The following is a 16,034-nucleotide window of genomic DNA, read 5'->3' on the forward strand; positions in this document are numbered from 1 at the left end:
AGATAAATTGTGGTCGTTAAAAAAGAGAAGAGCGTTTTGATGAGATTTCATCGCCGCACTCTCCTCTCGCTTAGCTCGTATTTCGATGAATTAATTTCTTTTACTTAGCCGCGTCCGATTTAGCGTAGTCGGCTGACTGAATTTTTACCACATTCCAAACCTCGTCTGTGTAGGCCGCAATCCAGTCTGTTTGTGGCACCCACTTGCTGCCGTCCCACATTTCGATACGGGTTTTACCGCCACCGCCGTGATCTTTAGCGCTTACGGTAACCGGAGCGATCATGCCGTTCGCGTCGTAGCCATTGATACTCTCGAGGCCATTTTTGATCTTCTCCGACGTTAACGGCCATCCGTCCTTCTTCAGAGCAAGGCGTGCACCTTCAATTGCAATTGACCAGATTGCGAGGCCCGTATTGTAATAGACATCGTCCAGATTTTTGCGATCGCCGTTGCCTTTACCCTTGTCGTAAAGCTGCTTGATAATCTCCTGCATCAACGGATGGTTCGACCCACCGGCGACGTTTGTTCCACGTTTCATACCCTTCGCCGCAGCAGCACCTATGTTGTTAATATCGACCTCGTTCATCCAATTAACGGCAATGTACTTGTCAAGCGCTATCCCGTTACGCTTCATTTCACGCGATGCGATCACGTGCATATTTGACAGGCTCCAACTAATGATCCAATCAGGTGCAAATCGCCGCATCTGCGTCCAGGCGGAGGCCTGATCGTTGCCCGGCAGCGGATAGGGAAACAGCTGAAGATCAAAACCTTCCTTGGCGGCGAGCGTTTTGATGATGCCAATCGGCTCCTGTCCAAACGGATAGTCCACATAAAGGAACGCAATTTTCACTCCTTTAAGGGTCCCGCCGGATTTCTGTTTGATATACTCGATGTCGTTCGCGGCTTGCCCCCAATAAGTCGGACCGATCGGGAAAACCCATTTGAAGACATCGCCATCCACCGCGTCTCCGCGCCCGACTAGGGATTGGAGTAGTATGTTGCTATCCTTCATGATCCGCGGGAGGACCGCACGAGAAACTGGAGTTGACAGAGTGTCGAACACCATCACACCTTCTCGCTTCAACTTCTCATAACACTCAATGCCGCGCTGCGGCTCGTTGCCATGATCCTGGACAACCATCTCGATTGGATGTCCGTCTAATCCACCTTTACTGTTCACCAGGTCGGCGTAATCCTTCGCAGCCTGAGCCACTTGAGGAGTGACGAAGCTATAGACCTTCGTAAGGTCGTAACACAGGCCAAAACGAATCGGGTCGGCCGCCTTCGCCGAAAGTACGGAGACCGCACTCAAGGCGACACTAGCTGCGATGCACAAAAATTTCATTTGCTTCCTCCGTTTTATTTAGCTTGTTGTACCATTAAGGACAGAGATCAGGTTAGCCAGCGCTTACGGCGCCTGTAATGCTTGATGTCGTGGAAATTTTTCGCTTGCGCTCCACCTAAGTAGAACTCTTGTATATCGGGATTGCTTTTCAGCGCTTGTGCCGTGTCGTGCATCACAATTCGGCCGCTCTCGATTAGATATCCATGCGACACGATCTCGAGAGCGGCGATTGCATTCTGCTCTACCAGCAGTACCGAGAGGCCTTCTTCGCGGTTGATCTGGCTTATAATCTGAAAAATCTCCGCCACCAGAAATGGCGCAAGCCCTAGGCTGGGCTCATCGAGCATCAGCAGCTTTGGCTGCGTCATTAGAGCTCTTCCAATTGCCAACATTTGCTGCTCGCCGCCCGACAGGTAGCCTGCGGCACTGAAACGGCGTTCGTAGAGGCGTGGAAAGTAAGTATAAACTTTATCTTTGTTGCGGATCATATCGTGACGGCTTCGGATCGCTGAAGCTGCAATTAGATTCTCATCTGGAGTGAGATGTTCAAAGACTCGACGGCCTTCGAGCACGTGCGCGATTCCGAGTTCGACCCGCCTTTGAGGCGACAGCGAGCGTAAGTTACGGTCGAGAAACTGAATATCGCCCCGGCGAACTTCACCTCGTTCGGCAACAAGCAATCCGCTGATCGCCTTCAAAGACGTGCTCTTTCCGGCTCCGTTGGCGCCGAGCAACGCCACCATACCACCGTCAGGAACCTCGAGCGAAACGCCCTTAATCGCAAGAGAGACATGGTCGTAGACGACTTCGATATTGTTCAGCGATAGAACTGCGCTCTTCGTTGGCTTTGGGCTCGTTTCAGTCATCATTGCATTATTTCTTCACATAGCCGAATGGCCACACCAAAAGATAATCGCGCACATTTTTGTATATTTTTCCGAGCCCTAAAGGTTCGACAAGCAGAAAACTAATAATCAGAGCCCCATAGAGCGCCTGAGGCAAATGTGCGAGTGCCTCAATGCTTAGCGAAACCCCGAACCGCGCCGCTCCCCACGAGATAAAACTATTCATGACGCCAGGCATAAGCAGAATAAATGCTGCGCCGAAGTAGCTTCCGATGATGCTGCCCAGGCCACCAACGATGACCATCGCGAGCACCTGGATAGACACGTCGACAGAAAACTGCTCGGGCGTCACGGCATGATAAAATGTGCCGATAAGGATCGCGCCGCTGACGCCTCCTATAAATGAGGAAGTCGAAAAGGCGACTAGCTTGAAATAGAAGCTGTTTACACCGATGACAGCCGCGGCAAAGTCCTTTTCTCGAACCGCAACTAGTGCGCGGCCAAGCGCTGTGCGACGCAGGTTCAACATAAAAAGGGTTACCAAAACGCACCATACAAGCGCCACGTAATACAGTCCGGCGTCGGAGACGATGGGCTGTCCTAAGACGCGAATGTCCGGTGCCTGCAAAGTGGCTTGCGTTCCCCCGCTGATAGCTGGGACATGGGAGATGGTCCAGTCCATGACAAACTGAAGAGCGAGCGTACTCAATGCCAGGTAAAGTCCCTTGACCCTCAAAGCCGCAAAAGCAAAACAGCTGCCTATGACTGCGGCTGACACGCCGCCGATGACGATGGAGAATTCCCACGGAACGCCGAATCGGTTGGCATGCACAGTCGCATAAGCGCCGATCCCCATGATGGCGGCATACCCCAAGTGAAACTGTCCGGCCCAACCGAGAATGAGATTAAGACCAAGCGCGCCGGCGGTCCAGACCAGCCAGGGGAGAAGGTAACTGCTCAGATAAAGTGAACTGAACATAAAAGGGGCTGCGACACCTAATGCGAGGATCATCGCGATGATCCATCGGTCGGCTGCTACCGGGAATAATGCTCGATCAGCAACGTAGTTTGTATGATATACGCCGGCTTGCCTGAAAAACATCGACTTATATCCTCTCGATGTCGTGTCGGCCAAAAAGGCCATGCGGTCGCAGCATGATAGTGACGATCAGCATCGCTGCATCGACGAGGTCCCGACTGGCGCCACCAAGAAGAGGATCAAGGTAACTGCCGGCGATACCTTCAACGATGCCGAGCAGCAAACCTGCAAGTAGCGCCCCGCCCAGGCTATCCATCCCACCGAGAACAGCGACGGTTACGCCTTTTAAGAGTAAGTGGGCCAGTGATTGATCCACGCCTTGCACCGAAGCCCACAGAACGCCTGCCACTGTCGCTACAACCGATGCCATCGCCCAAGACAAAGCAACGCCGCGCTCAACAGAGATTCCCACTGACCAAGCTGCAGTGTAGTCATCGGAAATTGCGCGTAATACTACGCCCATCCGCGTTCGAAAAAATAACGCAAATAAACCGAACATCACGATGGCAACCGCCGCACCGGCTGCGTAGGCGCGGTTGATCAGCAGCGCTCCCAGGAAAAGCGGGTCGTCGCTGATGCCGATTGGCATAGGACGTCCGGTGGCTCCCCAAATGGTAAGTGAACCGGCGCGAAGAAGGATTTCCAGGCCTAGTGTCATCATAAGGATCATGATAATCGGCCGCCCGGCGAGTCGACGTAATGCAATTCGTTCAATGGCGATCCCGATTCCGAACATCGAGAGTGTTGCCAGAACAATCGCAAGCCAAATTGGTGCGCCAAATCGACTCGAATAGGCGAGAACAATGTAGGCACCCAGCATCGTCATAGAGCCCTGAGCAAGATTCGGCACCGATGATGACTTGTAGATCAGCACGATACCCATCGCGACCAGCGAGTACATAAGGCCGATCAGACTTCCGTTTATCCCGGTCTCAGCCAGTAACGCCCAGTCCATCTTCACGCCTCCTGCACCGAAAGAGTGCGCTCGATTACGCTAACCTCGCCAGATTCATAAGCGACTTGCGCTCTCATCAATACGCTGCTCTTTCGATCATAGATTGCGTCGATGATTGGCTTGTATCGCTCCTCAACGACGTTGCGCCGGATCTTGCGGGTTCTCGTTACTTCGCCGTCGTCTGGATCAAATTCCTTATGAAGGCAAACGAAGTGCCGGAGCTGAAGTTTTTCCAACAACGTGCTATTGACGTGACGGACGGCCGAAGTGATTAGCTCGATCACCTGCGGATTCTGCGATAAGTCCGCGTATGACATGTATGAAATTCCTCGCAGCTCGGCCCAGAGCCCGACGGCGTCTTTGTCAATACAGATAAGAGCCGCCAGCGTATGGCGACCACGCCCGAGAACCGCAGCATCCTTGATGTACGGACTGAACTTTAGGCGGTTCTCTATATAATTCGGGATGTACCGCTCGCCCTCAGCGGTGTGGACGACATCGGACAACCGCCCCAAAACGACGAGATGCCCATCCGGCTCCAAATAACCAGCATCGCCGGTATGGAGCCAACCATCTTCCAGGCTGTCGCGGGTTGCTTGTTCTTGCTTATAGTAACCGCTGAAGACACTGCCAGAGCGTATCATAATCTCGCCGGACGCGCTTATCTTTACTTCGACGCCGGGAAGCGGACGTCCGACGGTGTGCAGCCGAACTTCATCGATGCCTTGTATAGCGTTGTAGGCACTGCTTTCTGTCTGGCCGTAAAGCTGCCGTAGCTTTATTCCCAGTGCGCGGTAGAATACGAACGTATCCTCCCCCATCGCTTCGCCGCCAGTGAAGGCGCCGCGCAGACGGGTCAACCCGAATTGGTCTTTGATCGGGCCAGAAACTAGAAGCTCGCAGAGCGGACTGAGCAATCGGTGCGTCAGCTTGGGCTTTTCTCCAGCGAGCTTGCGCTTCTCAGCAGAGATCGCAGCCCCCATCAACAGATCATAGCTGCGCCGTTTCAGCCAGGAAGAATCCTCCACGCGCACCTGAATGGTTGTCAGCAGATTGTCCCAGCTTCGAGGCGCCGCCAGATAGAATGTTGGGGCAATCTCGCGAAGGTTTTGCAAAACAGTCTCTTGCCGCTCGGGAATGTTGATAGAAAATTGCAAGGCGATACCTGCGCCCATCGTCACCGCGAAGTCGCCAACCCACGCCATAGGCAGGTAGGCAAGGATACTTTCACCGAAACCGAACGTCTTGCCTTCATAGGCATTGCGCACGCCTGACAAGAGGTTCCGATGCGACAGCACGACACCTTTTGGTTTTCCTGTACTTCCGGACGAGTGGACAAATACAGCAGGGTCATCTGGTTGAGCACGCGCGACAAGCTGCGCTAGGGCATCGGCGCTATCCCCGAGGTTCTCGTTTCCTCGGTTTTGAATCTCTTCCCACGAAGTCAGGCCCGGACTTGTATACGAGCCGAGACCACGGGAATCGTCGTAGATGATGAAATCGATTGCAGATCCTTGCTCACGCAACTCCAGAGCCTTATCCACCTGCTCCTGATCCTCAGCCAGAACAAACCGTGCGCTGGCTTCGTGAACAAAATGCCGTATCTCATCGATCGTCGCATCGGGATAAGCTGGCATCGCGTAACCGCCGAGCGCGCCAGCAGCCAGCATGCCTGCGTACAGACGCGGCCGATTGTCACCCAGCACGAGCAACACTTCGCCGCGCTTGAAGCCAAGCGCTTCCAGCCCGGCCGCGCATCGCATAACCGCGTCTCTAAACTGGCGCCAAGTTGTTTCTTGCCAAATCCCTTTGCTCTTCTCACGCACCGCCACCCGGTTTGGGCACGTTTCGGCATTGCGATCGAGAACACGTATGAGAGTGGTATCCGTTTCGAAGTTCCAGGTTTGTATTTGATTAGTGCGCGCCACCCGCCCCCCCGATATACGCCTCGATCACACGGGGATCAGCGATGACGTCAGCTGGAACGCCGGTACCAATCATCGCGCCGTAGTTCAATGCCAGCATTCGATCGCAGATGCCCGTAATGACATCCATATGATGCTCGATGATAAGGACGGTCACGCCGCGTTCGTCGCGCGCATCGAGTATGAACCGAGCCATAAATTCTTTCTCCTCCTGATTCATGCCGGCCATGGGCTCGTCAAGGACCAGAAAGCTTGGCTCCGCCGCAAGCGCTCGAGCCAGCTCAACACGTTTTTTGAGGCCGATCGGAATAGTATCGACGAGCTCGTCTCGCACGCCTTCGAGTTGAAGGAAGTCAATTACTTCCTCAACGGCGGTACGGTTTTCTGTCTCATCCCGTTGCGCCAGCCACCAGTACAGCGCGGTCCGCGAGACGCTTGGCTTCATGTGAATGTGGCGGCCAAGGAGAATGTTGTCGAGCACGCTCATACCATTGAAGAGCGCAAGGTTCTGAAATGTGCGGGCAATGCCCAACCTTGCAATGCGGTGTGGAGAGAGCCCCGTAATATCGCGACCGTTGAGCAGGATACTTCCGCGCTGCGGAGGATAAAATCCAGTAATCGCGTTCGTGAGGGTCGTCTTCCCACACCCGTTAGGGCCGACCAGTCCGAAAATTTCACCGCGTTCAATCTCTACATCGATGCCGTTGAGGGCGACGATGCCGCCGAACCGTCGTTCGACAGACCGACACTGCAATACCGGACCTGATAGCTCGCGAGCTAAAGGCAATTCGTTTCTCCCGAGCTTCTTTTGCTTTGGCTTGGTGCTCAAAAGCCCGCCAATTGAATATCGATAAATCTAACTAACGTTCGATTTTAAAGCAAGTTGGATGGGTGCGACAGCTTGTCGATGGGCGCAGAGTTAACCGATGCACCTTTTACCGATTGCCGAAGTGGGGTTTCCGCTTTTCACGAAACGCGGAGATACCCTCACGCGCGTCTTCGTGCATGAACAAAAACGGAAAACCGTCAATCGCATGACGCATCTCGTTACCCCCTAAGCCACGATTGTAGAAAGACTTGGCCATACGTACGGCGAGCCGAGGTTTCTCTGCGATCTGCTCCGCGAAGATCATCGCATTAGCGAGTAATTCAGCATGCGGTACAACACGCAGTGCTATACCGAGCCGGCAAGCCTCTTCCGCTGATACTGGTTCGCCGATAACACTCATTTCCTTGGCCTTAGCGCGGCCGACGATGTCTTGCAGCCGCACGATCGCAAAACCTGGCAGCAGGCCGAGTTTAATTTCAGGGACAGCGAACTTGGCACGGTCGGATGCGACGATGAAGTCACAGGCAATTGCGAGCTCAAAGCCGCCGCCGTAAGCTATGCCATTCACGGCCGCGATCACGATCTTACTGGTATTTTCCGGTGCCGCCAAAACTTCCATGGCATCAATCATGAAACCGCGCGCTTTTTCGGGATCGAAGTCAAATTCTTCAATATTAGCGCCTGCACAGAAGGCCTTCTCGCCATTCCCCATAATAACGGCTACACGGATATTCTCGTCCTTATCTACTTGTCTCAACCCTTCGAGAATACCGTGTCGAATGCCGGAGCTTAGTGAATTGAGCTTTTGTGGCTCGTCGAGCGTTAGGAGCGCAACGCTACCTCTGACTTCGTAATCTACAGATCCGAATCGCATAGTCCGCTCCCTTTGTTGACTTCTAGCGTTGTTAAGCGATCTCTTCAGCCTCAACGATCGCGACCACCGCGTTGCGTTCGACCGTCTCATTAGCGCGGCAGCTTATCGATTTGACGACGCCATCTATCGGGCTGCTAATCCGCAGCTCCATCTTCATTGACTCTAAGATCGCGATAACATCGCCGATCTTAACAGTCTCACCGACTTGAACGTTGACCATGCGGATCATGCCCATCATCGGCGCGCGCAGTTCGCCGCTCGCCTCAGGTTTCGCGCTTATATACGAGAGGTAAGAAATGGCCTTTAACGAATGGATTCCTTCGCGATCATGTATGAACAATCTATCGCCTTGTTGATGAATGCTTACGTCCTCATAGCGCCCCCCGACAATTGCGACGAACTTCCCGACATCGCTGGGATTGAGGCTGACTGTGAGTGTCTCGTCATTGACACTGATCATCATGCTTCCATCCGCTTGCCGCGGTGCAAAACGGATCTCCGTACTGACCCCATCGGCCTCGAGGTGCAGGATCGGTATTGGTGACAATCCATCATCGCCGCGAGCCATTTGCCAGGCCGTGGTTTCGCGTGCTTTCCAAGGATTGTTCACTGCCGCCGGCCGTTGCTGCATTAGCCAGAAATAGGCGCCAATTGCTGAAGCTTCGACATTTGTCGCCTTTCCCTTCTCTTCGAGACGGCCGATATTCTCGTCGATCAATCTTGTATAGAAATTCGCATTTCGGGTTTCTGGCAGCTCGAGCAGTTTTACCAGAAAGTCCTGATTGGTTGTAATGCCAAAGATTGAGGTTTGACGAAGCGCGTAGCTGAGCTGATCCAGTGCCTCCTCGCGGGTCGCGGCACTCGAGATTAGCTTAGCTAACATCGAGTCGTAGTACGGAGAGACCGAGGAGCCACACTCGATGCCTGTCTCCACCCTTACGGACTTCGGGAAACAGACATAGGCAATATCGCCTGTACATGGCATGAAATTGTCAGCGGGATCCTCTGCACATACTCTTGCTTCGACCGCATGCCCCACGCATGTAATATCTTGCTGTTCGAAACTCAGTCCTTCGCCGGCAGCAATCCGCAACATAAGTTCGACGATATCGACGCCTGTTACTAGTTCTGTCACCGGATGTTCGACTTGAAGGCGAGGATTTACTTCGAGAAAATAGTATTCGTTTCCGCTGACGATGAACTCGACGGTCCCGACGCCGCGGTATCTCAAACGCGCTCCAAGCCGAGTCGCGTCCGAGGTTATCCGTTGGCGAAGTTCTCGCGATAGATTAGCGGCAGGTGCTTCCTCAATCAATTTCTGGTGGCGACGCTGGAGTGAGCATTCGCGTTCGAACAAATGGATCACATTTCCGTTGCCATCGCCTGCGATCTGCACTTCAATGTGCCGACCACGTGGAATCAGCTTCTCAACGATCAACCCGGCGCTGCCGAACGAATTTTTTGCCTCGCGCATTGCTGCTTCGATTTCATCTTCCAGACCATCCGGCTTCGCTACTGCGCGCATACCCTTTCCGCCACCGCCTGCCGCTGCTTTCAGCATGACGGGGAAGCCTAGTTCGGTGACGGTCGTCACGATCGTGCTAACATCCTCACTAAGCGTTTGACTTCCCGGTACCGTTGGAACATTGGCGGCGCCAGCTTCGCGCTTCGCAGAGGCTTTGTCGCCAAGACGCTCGATGACTTCGGGAGTCGGGCCGATAAAGACCAGACCCGCAGCCTCCACAGCGCGAGCGAAGCTCGCATTCTCAGCGAGAAAGCCGAATCCAGGATGAATGGCCTCCGCGCCAGCAGCTTTCGCTGCGGCTATTACTGCGTCGATCTTCAAATAGCTATCAGACGCAGCACCACTGCCAATGAGGTAGGACTCCCCGATAGTCTTGACGTGCAGCGAACCGGCATCGACCGAAGAGTGAACACCGGCCACTTCAACGCCAAGCTTATGACAGGTGCGCGCAATCCGGCAAGCAATCTCACCACGGTTCGCAATCAGGATTTTTTTAAACACGATCAGTCCTCTGTCGTCACATCCGCAATACGCCAAAATCCGTGTGCTTCTGCGGCAGGCGGCCCGCAAGATCGAGTAGCAGCGCCATCACATTTCGCGTCTCGAGCGGGTCAATCACCATGTCACACCACGTATTGCGGGCGAAGTTGTACGCGTTAGCGAAGCCTTCGAATTCTTCGCGAACCGGTGCGCGGTAGGCTTCACGCTCGCTTTCGGTCCAACTTGTTCCCTCGCGCTTGTGGGTTTCGTCCTTCACCATCGCAAGCGTGTTGGCAGCCTGATCGGGGCCCATGATAGCTGAGCGTCCGTTAGGCCACATCATCATCGCGTTCGGCCGGAACGCGCGACCGCACATCGAAAGATATCCTGCACCGTAAGCGTTGCCGATTATCAATGTGTATTTTGGCACGTTAGCACTGGCCATCGCGGTGATCATCTTGGCACCATTCTTCGCAATGCCGCCTTCCTCCGCTTCCCGGCCGACCATAAAACCGGTGACGTCCGCCATGAACAGCAAGGGAATTTTGCGCTTGCAACAGAGGTCGATAAAGTGAGTTGCCTTTAGCGCGCATTCGGAAAACAGCACGCCGTTGTTGCACAAGATGCCGATTTCGAAGCCCATGATACGACCAAATCCAGTGATCAGGGTTTCTCCATACAGTGGCTTGAACTCGTGGAACTCACTATCATCCACAATACGGGCGATCACATCGCGATTGTTTGTTGGCACCTTAGGGTCAGCGCTGATCAGGCCGTAAATTTCGGCAGGGTCGGCGCGCGGCGGGAGTGGCGACGATATACTCCATTTCTGCTCCGGGACATCGCCGAGTCGGGCAACGATATCTCGGGTAATAGCGATGGCGTGACTGTCGCTTTCTGCTAGATGGTCAGTGACGCCGCTGATGCGGCTATGCATCTCACCTCCGCCGAGCGCTTCGACACCGACCTCTTCTTTTGTAGCTGCATAGACGAGCTGCGGTCCACCGAGGAACATTGCGCCCTGATTGCGCACGATCACGGTCTCGTCGCATAGCGCTGGAATATATGCGCCACCAGCCGTCGATGGACCATGTACCACTGCGATCTGCGGAATACCCTCAGCGGACATCCGGATCTGATTGTAGAAAATTGATCCAAACTGACCTTCGTCTGGAAATATGTTCGGTTGGTCCGGTAGATTAGCGCCCCCAGACTGCACGAGCGTAATGCAGGGCAAACGATGTTGCCATGCGAAGCGCTGGGCTCTGACGTGCTTTTTGCACGTTATACCGTAATAGGTACCGCCCTTAACCGTTGCATCATTTGCAATTATCATGCACGCGCGGCCTGATACAATGCCAACGCCCGTGATTATGCTACCCCCAGGCGGAACGCCGTCATGCAGGCCTTCCCCGGCCAGTTGGCAGAATTCTAAAAACGGTGAACCAGGATCAAGAAGTGCGGTGATCCGCTCGCGCGGCAATAGCTGCTTGCGCTCCTTATGCAGCCGTCGGGCCCGCTCCGGTCCGCCGATGGTGGCCGCCGCGCGTCGAGCTTGCAGATCAGCGATCCGAGCTTCATAAGCCTGGCGATTTCGCTGAAATTCGTCGCTCGTGGTCGAAATATCTAACTTCATAATAGCCATGCGGCGTTTGACCTAATAGCTGCGCGGCAAGCCCATCACGTGCTCGCCGATATAGTTGAGGATCATCTCGCGGTTAAGTGGCGCGGTTTTTAGCAGACGCACCATCGGATAGATGTCAAAGATGCCATATTCTTTGGTAAAGCCATTACCTCCGTGGCATTGAATTGCGGTGTCTACAGCTTTGATGCCGGCATCCGCTGCGGCGAGCTTTGCCATGTTCGAAAACTCACCAGCCTCGCGCCCCTGATCGAAAGTCCAAGCCGCCTTCAAAGTCATCAAAGAAGCCATTTCAATATCAGTGCGCGCATTCGCCAGCGGGTGTTGAAGGCCTTGATAGGAACCTATAGGAACGTTATTGAATACTTTCCGTTCTCGCGCGTACTCGACTGCCCGATTGAGGGCATACCTTCCGAGACCGCAACAGATTGAACCCACCAAAATTCGTTCGGGATTAAGGCTCTTGAACAAGATGCCGAAACCTTGGTCGATCTCGCCCACGACATCCTCCGGTCCGAGATCTACATCATCGAAGAATAGCTGCCATTGCGTCTCCGGCGCCGGGATACTGACAGGGATGTATTGCTTCTGAAGTCCCTTAGACTTGAGATCTACGATGAACAATGTGAAGCCGTCGGTTTTCTTGCTAACGTCAGTGTGGAGCTTAGTGCGAGCGACAACGAGCGCATAATCAGCTCCATCGGCGTCGGTGATGAATGTTTTCTGACCATTTAAGGAAAATCGATTCCCGCGCTTGGTTGCAATCGTGCTGGTGCGGATCGTGTTAGTACCAGCGTCAGGCTCCGTGATCGCGAAGCAAAAGCGGGTCTTGCCGGAGCACGCATCGGGGAGATAGCGCGACTTTTGTGCCGTCGTACCGTGTTTCGCTATGAATCCTAAGCTCATTGCCGCCCCGACAACTAAATTCAAAAGAGGAATTCCGTTGTTCGAGAGGCCCTCCAAGAACAGGTGCATTTCGACCATGCCTTGACCTGCCCCGCCGTACTCCTCCGGCACCATCGTTCCGACGAAGCCATCGTCGGCAACTTTTTGGTATAGAGCCTCCGGGAATTGGTGCTTGTCGGCGCAATCCATCCAATAGCGCCGATCAAACTTTTTCGCGATGGAGTTTCCATAGTCGAGGATCTGTTGCTGTTCCTGCGTGAGATCGAAGTCCATGGATGAAGCTCCTTTTCCAAGTTCAGAAAATATCCTACGCAGAACGTCACCTGCGCGCAATCTAACGATCGTTAGAAACTAACGTTTGTTAGAAATTTTGGCGTTGTTTTCAATCGGTTTCTGCATCGAGGCGGCTCTACGAGCGGCGAAAGCGCGGTAGAGCTGTCCCGTCCCCCGAAATCTCCACCACCAACGTGACATTCAAATCGAAGGTGACGTCTTCAGGTGGCCCGCCTGTAAAAGTGCTGATCATTCGTGGGCCCTCTTCGAGATCGACCAGCAGGACTGCATAAGGCACGTCGTCCTTGAAGGCAGGGCCTGGTGCGCGATGCACGACGCTGAACGAATGGACCTTGCCGCGTCCGCATGCCGGTCGATGCCTGATATCCTCGGCGCCGCACTGTCGGCACATACCTTGCTGGTAATATTGGACATGACGGCATTTGTCACAATGTTGCAGCAGCAAAACGCCGTCGCGCAGTCCCCGCCACAACTGCGCGGAGTCTGCATCTGGCGACGGGATCGGCTTTTCGCTGGCTCTGTCATTGCCTGTCACAGCACATTCTCCGTACCGAGAACCGTAGTCGCGTTTGTCGCGTAACCTGCGCCCAAGCTGTGGACGAGCCCGAGCTGGGCGCCAGCAACCTGCCGATCACCACACTGGCCCCGCAGCTGCGCGATCACCTCGTAAAAATGAAAGAGCGAGCCTGGCATGCCCGGGTGCGCAAACGACAGAAGCCCGCCGTGAGTATTAGATGGAATCTGACCACCATAGGTCATATGGCCATCAGCGACAAAAGGGCCGCCTTCCCCCTTTGGACAAAAGCCCAAGTCTTCCAGCATCATAATAACCGTACCGGTGAAACAATCGTAGATTCCGGCGATATGCATATCCTTGGGACCATATCCCGCCATCGCATAGGCGTTGCGGCTGGACATGACGGCGCCGGTGGATGTTAGCGACGGCATCAGAAATATGTGCTCGTGCGTGTAGCACTCGCCGCCGCCTAAGATATAAATTGGATTAACAATACCGAGTTCCTTCGCGTGCTCGGCGGAGGTTAAGATAAATGCGGCTCCACCATCTGAAATTAACGAGCAATCAAGCTTGTGATAGGGTGTGGTGACCCAACCCGAATTCAATACGTCGTCGATGGTGATCGGCGCGGTTTGCTGAGCGCCCGGCGTGCGTGACGCGTGCCACCGCGACACCACCGCGACTTCAGCGAGTTGTTCCGCCGTCGTACCGAACTCCCGCATGTGACGATGAGCTGTCATGGCAAAAGTGTTAGCTACTGGAATCCCATACGGCATTTCGTATTGCTGGTCACGGCTTTCAGTCATCGAGCGTAACGCCATCTCTGGCGTTAACCCTGTCATCAAGCTATCACCGGCCGTCAAGAGAATGACTTTCGCTAAACCGCCTTGGATCGCAGCGGCGCCGATATTGAACATCGTTGCAGCCGTTGCGCCCGATACCTGCAACGTATTCGAGAATGTCGGCTGAATGCCAAAATACTCACTCAGGGCTACGCTAAACCGATGAAATGGAGATGCGAAAGCGTGACACGACAGCACCCCATCGACGACACTTTTCTCTAGGCCGGCATCGGCGAGTGCTTTTTTGGAAGCATCGGCGGCCAGCCATAGAGCGCTTCGCCCTGGCACTTTACCGACCGGTGATATACCGATGCCGATGACCGCGACTTTGCCGCGCAGCGTAGTTTCACTCAAAATGCATTTCCTCCCGCGGCAGCCTTGGTGAGCATGGCCTCGAGCTCGTGGCGCTGGACCTTGCCGCTGGTCGAGCGCGGAAATTCAGAGAAATTGATAAACTTGAATTGTTGCGGACACTTGTAGGCGGCAAGCTCGCGTCGGCAAAGGCGCACAAGATCCGCTTCGGTTACGCTGTCATCGCTTCGGGCGACAAAAGCGACAGGGACTTCTCCCCATCTATTGTCTGCTGCTCGAACAACCGCGGCTTCCGCAACGCGGCTGTCACTCATGAGAACGCGCTCGATCTCGGCGGGATAGACATTCTCACCGCCGGACTTAATCAGATACTTGACGCGATCGACAAATTCGAGCGTGCCATCTTCGTTTCGGCGGAATACATCGCCCATATGAAACCATCCATTTCGGAAATCCCGTTGGTTCACGTCGTCGGCTTGCCAATATCCGGAAAACAAGGTGGGACCGCGCATGACAAGTTCACCGGGCATGCCCTGCGTAACTTCGCGGTCCAGAGGATCCACCAATTTGACCTGGCAAAACGCATTTTGTTGCTTCGGAAGCTGCTGCGGAATAATTCCGGGAGCAATCAGCGCACGCGTTGCGGGAGGCAACCCCGTCTCGGTTGCGCCGAAGCTATTAAGGTAGGGTGCCTGTAATAGCTCGGTGACTTCAGCAATCGCATGAGGCGGAACCAAGTCGGCCATAGCTCCGCAAACGCGAACACCTTTAACAAGTGTACCTTCTTGCTTCAACGCTGCAGCGAAGGCCTCGACCATGCCCGGAATTAAAACCAGCCATCCAATTTGATGATGGGCGAGAGCGTTGAGCATCGGCTTGATCTGAAATCCGTCGATCATTACGACGATACCGCCGCGAAGCAATGTCGAGATCGCATGATCGGTAGATGCCATATGGAACATTGGCGCCCAAGCTACGAAGCTATCGCGATTTGAGATGGCAAGCTCGGAACTGAAAACCAACGATCTCGCGATCATTGCGCGATGCGAGATGATTGCGCCTTTTGGCACCCCCGTGGTCCCGCTCGTATAGAGGATCACGAGGCCATCTTCCGCTTGGGCTACAATCTGACATTCGTGATTGATCTGCTGCGCCAATTGATCTTCGTACGCCGGTCCGATCTCGAGTATTTTCCGATCGCCATTTTCGAGAATGCTTTTTAGGTCAGTCTCTACGATGACGAGTTTGGGGGAAACAAGATCGACGCAATAGCTGAGCTCGCGTGACGATAAACGCCAGTTGAGGCAAGCGGTTATGACGCCGAGATTCGCTGCGGCAAGTTCAACCTCAATATATTCGGGCCGGTTGCGCGAGAGCAATGCAACACGATCACCCCGACGTAAACCACTCGCTGACAGAACGGATGTTAAGCGTTCAATGCGATCGAGCAATTCGCCGTAGCTTATTTCTCGGCCCTGATACTCGATCGCAACCTGGTTCGATTGAACCTTTGCGCGGCTGCGAAATAGCTCGCTCACTGTCTGGCACGAGCCAGCCATCGTGATGCCGTCGAGTTCGGCAGGCATGTTCAGTTTACTCCCAGGGTGTCTCGTTCCGTCATGGGCAGCTCGACAGAGCTGAACTATATGCTTGCAGCATCACCGGATCAAACCTAAAATCTAACAGATGTTCGAAAAAGAA

The 16,034-nt window shown here is 54.1% G+C and carries 13 protein-coding genes; all 13 read right to left on the reverse strand.

Annotation, left to right across the window (positions count from 1 at the left end; all coding sequences use genetic code 11):
- Positions 1 to 100 precede the first annotated feature (100 nt).
- The 13 genes from E0H22_RS25465 to E0H22_RS25525 all read right to left on the reverse strand — a co-directional run bounded on the left by E0H22_RS25465 (position 101) and on the right by E0H22_RS25525 (position 15,919).
- The gene (locus E0H22_RS25465; protein WP_233023666.1) at positions 101 to 1,348 is read right to left on the reverse strand and encodes an ABC transporter substrate-binding protein; all 1,248 of its coding nucleotides are present in this window, start codon (positions 1,346 to 1,348) and stop codon (positions 101 to 103) included.
- A gap of 47 nt (positions 1,349 to 1,395) precedes the next feature.
- Complete coding sequence (locus tag E0H22_RS25470; protein WP_233026555.1) at positions 1,396 to 2,214, reverse strand: ABC transporter ATP-binding protein; 819 nt, start codon at positions 2,212 to 2,214, stop codon at positions 1,396 to 1,398.
- A gap of 7 nt (positions 2,215 to 2,221) precedes the next feature.
- Positions 2,222 to 3,295: a branched-chain amino acid ABC transporter permease gene (locus E0H22_RS25475; protein ID WP_233023667.1), complete on the reverse strand. Its 1,074-nt coding sequence runs from the start codon at positions 3,293 to 3,295 to the stop codon at positions 2,222 to 2,224.
- Between the two features lie 4 nt (positions 3,296 to 3,299).
- Positions 3,300 to 4,187, reverse strand: a complete 888-nt coding sequence (locus tag E0H22_RS25480) for a branched-chain amino acid ABC transporter permease (RefSeq protein ID WP_233023668.1) — start codon at positions 4,185 to 4,187, stop codon at positions 3,300 to 3,302.
- A 2-nt stretch (positions 4,188 to 4,189) separates the two neighbouring features.
- The gene (locus E0H22_RS25485) at positions 4,190 to 6,115 is read right to left on the reverse strand and encodes an AMP-dependent synthetase/ligase (RefSeq protein WP_233023669.1); all 1,926 of its coding nucleotides are present in this window, start codon (positions 6,113 to 6,115) and stop codon (positions 4,190 to 4,192) included.
- On the reverse strand, positions 6,102 to 6,941 hold the full coding sequence (locus tag E0H22_RS25490) for an ABC transporter ATP-binding protein (protein WP_233023670.1): 840 nt from the start codon (positions 6,939 to 6,941) through the stop codon (positions 6,102 to 6,104). Before E0H22_RS25490 ends, E0H22_RS25485 begins: the two co-directional genes overlap by 14 nt.
- Before the next feature lie 106 nt (positions 6,942 to 7,047).
- The gene (locus tag E0H22_RS25495; RefSeq protein WP_233023671.1) at positions 7,048 to 7,815 is read right to left on the reverse strand and encodes an enoyl-CoA hydratase/isomerase family protein; all 768 of its coding nucleotides are present in this window, start codon (positions 7,813 to 7,815) and stop codon (positions 7,048 to 7,050) included.
- Positions 7,816 to 7,846: 31 nt separating this feature from the next.
- A complete protein-coding gene (locus tag E0H22_RS25500) occupies positions 7,847 to 9,841 on the reverse strand; it encodes an ATP-binding protein (RefSeq protein ID WP_233023672.1) in 1,995 nt (664 codons plus the stop codon).
- Positions 9,842 to 9,857: 16 nt separating this feature from the next.
- Positions 9,858 to 11,465, reverse strand: coding sequence for a carboxyl transferase domain-containing protein (locus tag E0H22_RS25505; protein ID WP_233023673.1), 1,608 nt, complete (start codon positions 11,463 to 11,465; stop codon positions 9,858 to 9,860).
- 12 nt (positions 11,466 to 11,477) lie between these two features.
- On the reverse strand, positions 11,478 to 12,641 hold the full coding sequence (locus E0H22_RS25510; protein WP_233023674.1) for an acyl-CoA dehydrogenase family protein: 1,164 nt from the start codon (positions 12,639 to 12,641) through the stop codon (positions 11,478 to 11,480).
- A 136-nt stretch (positions 12,642 to 12,777) separates the two neighbouring features.
- Positions 12,778 to 13,197 carry a Zn-ribbon domain-containing OB-fold protein gene (locus E0H22_RS25515; protein WP_233023675.1) on the reverse strand — a complete coding sequence of 140 codons (420 nt, stop codon included), beginning with the start codon at positions 13,195 to 13,197 and terminating at the stop codon, positions 12,778 to 12,780.
- A complete protein-coding gene (locus E0H22_RS25520; protein ID WP_233023676.1) occupies positions 13,194 to 14,375 on the reverse strand; it encodes a thiolase C-terminal domain-containing protein in 1,182 nt (393 codons plus the stop codon). Before E0H22_RS25520 ends, E0H22_RS25515 begins: the two co-directional genes overlap by 4 nt.
- Positions 14,372 to 15,919, reverse strand: coding sequence for a class I adenylate-forming enzyme family protein (locus E0H22_RS25525; protein ID WP_233023677.1), 1,548 nt, complete (start codon positions 15,917 to 15,919; stop codon positions 14,372 to 14,374). Before E0H22_RS25525 ends, E0H22_RS25520 begins: the two co-directional genes overlap by 4 nt.
- Positions 15,920 to 16,034: the final 115 nt, after the last annotated feature.

This window comes from Rhodopseudomonas boonkerdii (genome assembly GCF_021184025.1).
Taxonomy (GTDB): domain Bacteria; phylum Pseudomonadota; class Alphaproteobacteria; order Rhizobiales; family Xanthobacteraceae; genus Tardiphaga; species Tardiphaga boonkerdii.